6 protein-coding genes and 1 pseudogene are annotated in these 6,817 nt (G+C 35.3%); 1 reads left to right on the plus strand and 6 read right to left on the minus strand.

The features are described from left to right. The 5 genes and pseudogenes from FD33_RS07650 to FD33_RS07670 form a co-directional block, all read right to left on the minus strand. Positions 1-368, minus strand: a pseudogene (locus FD33_RS07650) (hypothetical protein); the annotation flags it as partial. Positions 369-497: 129 nt separating this feature from the next. After that, positions 498-692, minus strand: a complete 195-nt coding sequence (locus FD33_RS07655) for a hypothetical protein (protein ID WP_025086191.1) — start codon at positions 690-692, stop codon at positions 498-500. A 72-nt stretch (positions 693-764) separates the two neighbouring features. Beyond that, the gene (locus tag FD33_RS07660) at positions 765-2,213 is read right to left on the minus strand and encodes a glycoside hydrolase family 1 protein (protein WP_025086192.1); all 1,449 of its coding nucleotides are present in this window, start codon (positions 2,211-2,213) and stop codon (positions 765-767) included. 64 nt (positions 2,214-2,277) lie between these two features. Next, the gene (locus FD33_RS07665) at positions 2,278-4,281 is read right to left on the minus strand and encodes a beta-glucoside-specific PTS transporter subunit IIABC (RefSeq protein ID WP_025086193.1); all 2,004 of its coding nucleotides are present in this window, start codon (positions 4,279-4,281) and stop codon (positions 2,278-2,280) included. A 114-nt stretch (positions 4,282-4,395) separates the two neighbouring features. Then, on the minus strand, positions 4,396-5,232 hold the full coding sequence (locus tag FD33_RS07670; protein WP_025086194.1) for a PRD domain-containing protein: 837 nt from the start codon (positions 5,230-5,232) through the stop codon (positions 4,396-4,398). 435 nt (positions 5,233-5,667) lie between these two features. Here FD33_RS07670 and FD33_RS07675 point away from each other — a divergent pair, with 435 nt between their 5' ends. After that, the gene (locus tag FD33_RS07675) at positions 5,668-6,030 is read left to right on the plus strand and encodes a hypothetical protein (RefSeq protein WP_025086195.1); all 363 of its coding nucleotides are present in this window, start codon (positions 5,668-5,670) and stop codon (positions 6,028-6,030) included. A 50-nt stretch (positions 6,031-6,080) separates the two neighbouring features. On the opposite strand, the gene FD33_RS07680 is transcribed toward FD33_RS07675, so the two are convergent. Then, a complete protein-coding gene (locus FD33_RS07680; protein WP_025086196.1) occupies positions 6,081-6,722 on the minus strand; it encodes an SDR family oxidoreductase in 642 nt (213 codons plus the stop codon). Positions 6,723-6,817: the final 95 nt, after the last annotated feature.

Below are 6,817 nucleotides of genomic sequence, written 5' to 3' on the forward strand. Positions count from 1 at the left end.
AAACGCGGTTCTGAATGTCTCTTAAAACCTGTCTCAAATATTGACTTCAATCCAACAATACCCAATTTATTTTGTAACAGGGCTGCGTACCCTTCACGACTACTATCTACGTCCTCTTGAAAAATTGGTGAAATTTTTAGTGTTTGATCATTCTTTAAATCAGAAAACTTTTGTTTACCAACCATTCCTGAATCATTGGTTGAATTAGCACTAGTGCTTGTTGCTTGAATCACTGGCGCCCGTTTCAATTCATTTTTAACACGAATTTCCTTTGATTTAGTTGCAGCTTCAATAACTGAAGTATTAGCACCTAAAATTGTGGTTGATAGCAATACCCCAACTAAAGCTACCATTCTATATTTTTTCATAAAAACATATCTCCCTGATATTTTATATGAATCTACATCTCTAGAATAGCAGTTATGACAGCAAAAGGGAGACACATTTTCAGAAAAGTGTCTCCCTTTTAATTCTCTATTATTAAATGAATCTATTCATTATTCACGTTTATGATGTTGCATAAACTCTTCATGATTTTTTTCCATACCGATTAAATAAACAATCGATAGTACTATCACTGCAAACATTGCCAAAATGGCATGTGGTTGTTTCATAATTAGTAACAAAATTGTTATCAATACTAAAACTAATATCGAAATTCTTAAAGTAACTTTGGGAACTTTATCTTTCATAATAACTACCTCTTTTTGAACTTCTAAGTTAATTATGAAAGCAAATTCCCCGTTACGCAATTAAGACGCTTATTAATTTTTCAAATCTTCACCATTTGATTCGATAACTTTCTTATACCAGTAGTAACTCTTCTTTGGTGTACGACTAAAGTCACCTTCTTGATTATCATCACGGTTAACGTAAACGAAACCATAACGTTTTGCCATTTGACCAGTACCTGCAGATACTAAGTCAATACAACCCCAAGGAGTGTAACCGATCAAATCAACACCGTCTTTGATGGCTTCTTTCATTTGTTCGATGTGACCTTGTAGATATTCAATACGATAGTCATCATTGATTGAGCCATCTTTTTCAACAGTATCACGGGCACCTAAGCCATTTTCAACGACCATAACAGGGATTCCATAACGTCCATAAACGTCATTTAGATACCAACGAAGTCCTTTAGGATCCATTGCCCAGCCCCATTCACTGTATTTAAGGTAAGGGTTCTTAACACCAGTTGAGAAGTTACCTGCAGCTTCAGCTTTACTTGGATCTGATGTCAAAGCATTTGATGAGTAGTAACTGAATGTGTAGTAATCAACAGTTCCTTCTTTAAGAACTTCAGCATCTTCAGCTGTGATATTCAATTTAACATTGTGTTCATCCCAGAAACGTTGTGCAAAGTGTGGATAAGCACCACGAACTTGAACGTCACCACAATAGTAGTTGTTAATTTCATTAGCATGTTGAGCTTTCAAAATATCATCAGGATTTGATGTCAATGGATAGTTAACATTACCAGCAATCATACAACCAATCATATTTTTAGCATTGATCTTGTGACCAATTTTAACTGCCAAAGCACTGGCAACGAATTGATGATGTAAACCTTGAAGATTGTTTTGAATATCTTCATCAGTCATTTCACCATTAAATGGAGCAGCACCGTCTTTAACTGGTAGTCCTAATGACATGTAGCCACCGAACATCATACCGATATTAATTTCGTTAAATGTTAACCAGTAGTGAACTAAATCCTTGTATTCTGTAAACAAAGTCTTGGCATATTTAACATAGAAATCAATGACCTTGCGACTTCCCCAGCCACCATAAGCTTCTGTTAAATGATAAGGCATTTCGTAATGTGAAATTGTAACTAATGGTTCAATTCCATATTTGCGACATTCTTCGAAAACATTACGATAGAATTCCAAACCTTTTTGATTAGGTTCAGCATCGTCACCATTAGGGAAAATTCTTGTCCAGGCGACTGACATACGATAAGTTTTATAGCCCATACCGGCTAATAGTTTGATATCTTCTTTATAATGATGATAGAAATCACTACCTTCGTGTGATGGATAATAGCCATCAGGTTTCAAATCCTTAGTAAATACACGTGGCTTATCATAAGTTCCACCTAGCAAAAGGTCAGCTGTACTTGTCCCCTTGCCATCAACATCCCAGGCACCTTCATATTGATTGGCGGCAGTAGCTCCACCCCACAAAAAGTTCTTTGGAAATTCTGTCATAGTCTCTACTCCTTCATTTTCTTTATATTTATATGTTAACGCTTTCTGGCATAAAAATTAAAGCTTATTTTAAATCAATAATACTGTCACCAGGTTCAACATGACCATCAGCCAAGACATCAATATCGTTATAGTTCTTTGAATTAGTAACAATAATCGGCGTTGTAACGTCATACCCTTGATTAGTAATTCCATCAACGTCGAATTCCGTTAAGAGTTCACCTTGATGAACCTCTTGACCTTGTTCAACATGACTAGTGAATCCTTTACCTTCTAGTTGAACCGTGTCCATACCGATATGAATCAACAACTCGGCTCCATTTTTAGAATTGATACCAATGGCATGCTTTGTTGGGAAGACAACTGTAATTGTCCCGTCAACTGGTGAATAAACTTTTCCTTCATCGGGAAGTATAGCAACACCTTTACCAAGTGCTTCTGAAGCAAAAACGTCATCTTTAACATCGCTCAATGGAACGGTTGATCCTTTAATAGGACTGATAATTGTTTCAGGTGTAACTTTTTCTTTTTCAACTGTTTCTGGAGCAGCAGTTGTTGTAGCTGTAGCTGAACTAACCATAGCTGTAGCTAATTGTGGTTCTGCATTATTTGAAACTGGTTCTTTAACGGCATTTTCGTTCTTAAGATCTTCTTTACTAAAACCAAAGACTAGTGAAAGTCCTAGTGCAACAGCAAAAGCAACAACCCATGAAATAAGAGCACCGTAAACTGACATATCCATACCACTAGCACCAATATAACTAGGGAATAAGAAGACACCAAGTCCTCCGACCATGTAGGCCTTAGTACCGAATAATCCCATCAAAGCACCACCGATACCAGCACCAATACAACTCATCGCGAAGACTTTCTTACGAGGTAAGGTAATACCATAAATAGCTGGTTCTGTAATTCCAAAAATACCAGATAAGAATGCTGACCAACCTAGGCCTTGAACTTTCTTACTTTTAACTTTCATAATGACTGCTAGAACAGCACCGATTTGGGCAAAAGATGCGGCACCAGTTAAAACAAGAATTGGATCATAATGAAGATTTTGAATATTTAACATTCCCAATGGAACAAGTCCCCAGTGTAAACCGAAGATAACAAGGATTTGCCACAAACCACCAATAACGGCACCCGTAACAATTGGACTTAAGTTGTAAAGAGCCGAAGCACCGGCAGCTAATCCATCACTGATCCATGATGTAACAGGTCCAACAACTAGTAGAGTTAATGGAACAACAACTATCAAAGTAAAGAATGGAACTAAGAAAGTCTTAACAACACTTGGAATAACCTTCTTCAAGTATCTTTCAATCTTAGAAGCAATCCACATAGCCACGATAATAGGAATAACGGATGAAGTGTAGTTCATCATAATTACCGGAATTTTCAAAAAGGTAATGTGAATTGGTGAAGATAATGCTGTATTAACAAACAAAGTGAATAGTGGTTTACCGGTTACAGCAGTCGGATTCAAAGCAACGATTGTTGGATAAACTAACGCTGCACCAATTGATAATCCAATGAATTGATCAACGCCAAATTTCTTAGCGGCCGACAATCCTAAAATAATTGGTAGGAAGTAGAAGAAAGCATCCCCAATTGCGTAAAGTATAACGTATGTACCAGAAGTCTTAGTTACCAATCCTGTTGTTACCAGAATTGTTGCCAAACCTTTGATCATACCAGTTGCAGCCAAGCAACCCAATGCTGGAGCAAAAATTCCGGAAATCAAATCAATGAATTTATCTAGTAAACTAGTTTTTTCATCATCTTCGCCATAATCATCAGGAACAGTTCCACCATCTGGGAAACCACCGACTTTGACAACGTGATCATAAACGTCAGCGACTTCATTACCAATAACGACTTGATATTGGCCACCACTTTGAACAACTGTTACGACTCCTTCAGTATCTTTTAATTCTTCAGTATTAGCTTTCTTTTCATCTCTTAATTTAAAACGTAATCTTGTGGCACAATGAACGACACTTTTAACGTTATCTTTGCCACCGACTAATTTAACAATTTTCTTAGCTAAACTATCGTAGTCTTTCATAATATTTCCTCCTTTAGCAGGCAAACAAAAAAGCTCAAGAGGTTACACCACTATTCACCAATAGTAATGTAATTTTCTTGAGCTAATGCCTGCCGAACAGTAACACGCTAGTATTTAATTTTCACGATGAGTTACTCGCCAAACATGTAAGATCAAATACATTTGATCATTTGACGACAACGCCCATCCTTTAGTATTTCGTAAAAATGTAGAAATCTTTTGAACAGTTTGATTCTCTTGAGGATATTTAGCAATCATTAATTTCAATAAACTAGGGTCCAATTGTTCACCAGCAGGCTTATTGGATTTGATTTTCTTAATTAAAAAATATCTCAAATGTGAAACCAATCGACTGTAACTGAATGATTCATCATCCAAAGTCTTATGGTAACTGATTTGAATAATATTGATGATATCGGAAATTATCTTGGAAACTTGGATCGTGTCCTGAAGGGATTCTTTTTCATTCTCCAAATTAACAAAATGATACGTCAAGAAAACTAATTCATCCTTAGTAAAATTAACCTTCAAATCCTTATCGATGATTTTAATTGCCCTTAATGATGCTTGATATTCTTTAGGAAATAATTTTTTTACTTCCCAATTAACTGCTCTATCAGTAAACTCAATGTGTTCTTTTGCTCGTTCGTAAGCAAAATTGATGTGATCAGCCAAAATTAAATATTGATAATCATTAAATTTAACTTTTAAAAAAGATTCGACATCGTTAACTATATCAGAAGTTACATCAATGATAGATTTATCATATTCCCCTAAATTATCAATGTTTGCTGTATTCTCTGACTTGAAACGTTGGGTAATTTTTGATGCGTCCACCAAATCACCCGTTTTCTTGCCAAATCCGATGCCTTTTCCAACAACTACCCATTCAACATGATGGTCATCAACTACAAGGGCTGCATTATTATTATAATTTCTTACAAATTTCAATGACTTACCCCCTAAAAAAAATACCCACTAATTGCACACTAAAATATGCACAATATTAGTAGGTTTATGCCTGATCGAATCAGTAACACACATCGTTTACAGGAACCATGATAGCGGTTTCTAAATAATACGTCAAGTATCTTTACTAAATTAAACTATAAAAGTAGCAATTTTTATTACAAAAAGTGAATATTTTAAGGTTCATTTATTTTTATTTTGGTTAGATAATCTTGATCAAAAAATTGATCAAATATAATGTAAACGTTGTCAATTAAGAAGTATTAAATAAACGCTACAAATTGTCTATATACTTCGTTATACTTGACCTAACAAGGTTTTGAACATTATATCTGTAAGCAGAAAAATCGTTTTTTATTAATATATTTTTTATCATGATATTATGCTAATAATTAAACTTGCTAAGGAGTCTTGCATATGCCAAAAAAAATTGCTGTCGTAGCCATGAATACCAAGAAGATTCCCTATGTCGGTGGTAACGAACTTATCATCACACTCGATAATCAAAAGGTTTGGTACACTGCTAATACTAAACAGATCAGAATCCCCTTCTTCACTAATGTTCTCAATTCAATGATGAATAATTTTTTCGATACTTTTATGAAACGTTCTAATAAGCATAACGTTGTTAAAGCTAATTATTTCTCTAAACAAGTTGCCCGCTACTTACTCAAAAATAATTATGATCAAGTTGTTTTTGAGAATGAACAACTCAGAAAGAATATTTCACGTCGTCTTGAAAAAAAAACGGCTACCGTCCCAGAAACCTTGCTTGCCTAGGACACATAAATAAGGTTCAGAAATCTTAATCGACTTCTGGACCTTATTTTTTATCTAATTGCCTTAACAATATCTTCATCACCAGTGACAAAGTTAATATCTTTCTTAATTGTAGAAGGTGTCTCCAACGCTTGGGCAATAACCTTAGCTACGTCAGCTCTTGGAACACTGCCACCTTCATAGTTGCTTTGAATATTGATTTTTCCTACGGCATCATCATTCGTTAACATTCCTGGGTGTACGATTGTGTAATCCAAGTTTGTACTACGAAGATATTTATCAGCATAGTGTTTTGCAATATAATATGGTCTGATTCCTGAAGCTTCCCACTTGCTACGATCATCACTATAAACAGCACTAACCATAATATAGCGTTTGATACCTAAGATTTGGGCGATATCCATTGTCTTAATAGCACCATCCAAATCAATTTCCATAGTCAAATCATAACCAGCTCCACCAGCACCGGCTGTGAAGACTAATGTATCAGCTCCAGAAGCCTCAATTGAGTTCTTTATTTCAGATATTGGTGCAGTCAAATCAATGTATTGTGTTGGAATATTCTCCGCTTGGTAAGCCTTGATTTGTTCCTCACTACGTAATCCTGCAGCAAAATCAATTTGCTTATTTTGAAGTTCATCAACTAACAAACGTCCCACTTTACCATGGGCACCAATAATAAGTACTTTCATTAAAAATACCTCCTTGAGTAACTTCACTTTAACAACAAGTATTTAATTTGGTAGATTGCAACAATTAATCGAATTTTTCGGACAAGTCACCAAAG

The organism is Companilactobacillus paralimentarius DSM 13238 = JCM 10415 (assembly GCF_001434985.1).
In the GTDB taxonomy this organism is placed as follows: domain Bacteria; phylum Bacillota; class Bacilli; order Lactobacillales; family Lactobacillaceae; genus Companilactobacillus; species Companilactobacillus paralimentarius.

Bases quoted from the DNA above. Each gene is read 5' to 3' on its own strand.
- FD33_RS07655 (WP_025086191.1), bottom strand. From the start codon at position 692: ATGAAAGATAAAGTTCCCAAAGTTACTTTAAGAATTTCGATATTAGTT.
- FD33_RS07660 (WP_025086192.1), bottom strand. From the start codon at position 2,213: ATGACAGAATTTCCAAAGAACTTTTTGTGGGGTGGAGCTACTGCCGCC.
- FD33_RS07665 (WP_025086193.1), bottom strand. From the start codon at position 4,281: ATGAAAGACTACGATAGTTTAGCTAAGAAAATTGTTAAATTAGTCGGT.
- FD33_RS07675 (WP_025086195.1), top strand. From the start codon at position 5,668: ATGCCAAAAAAAATTGCTGTCGTAGCCATGAATACCAAGAAGATTCCC.
- FD33_RS07680 (WP_025086196.1), bottom strand. From the start codon at position 6,722: ATGAAAGTACTTATTATTGGTGCCCATGGTAAAGTGGGACGTTTGTTA.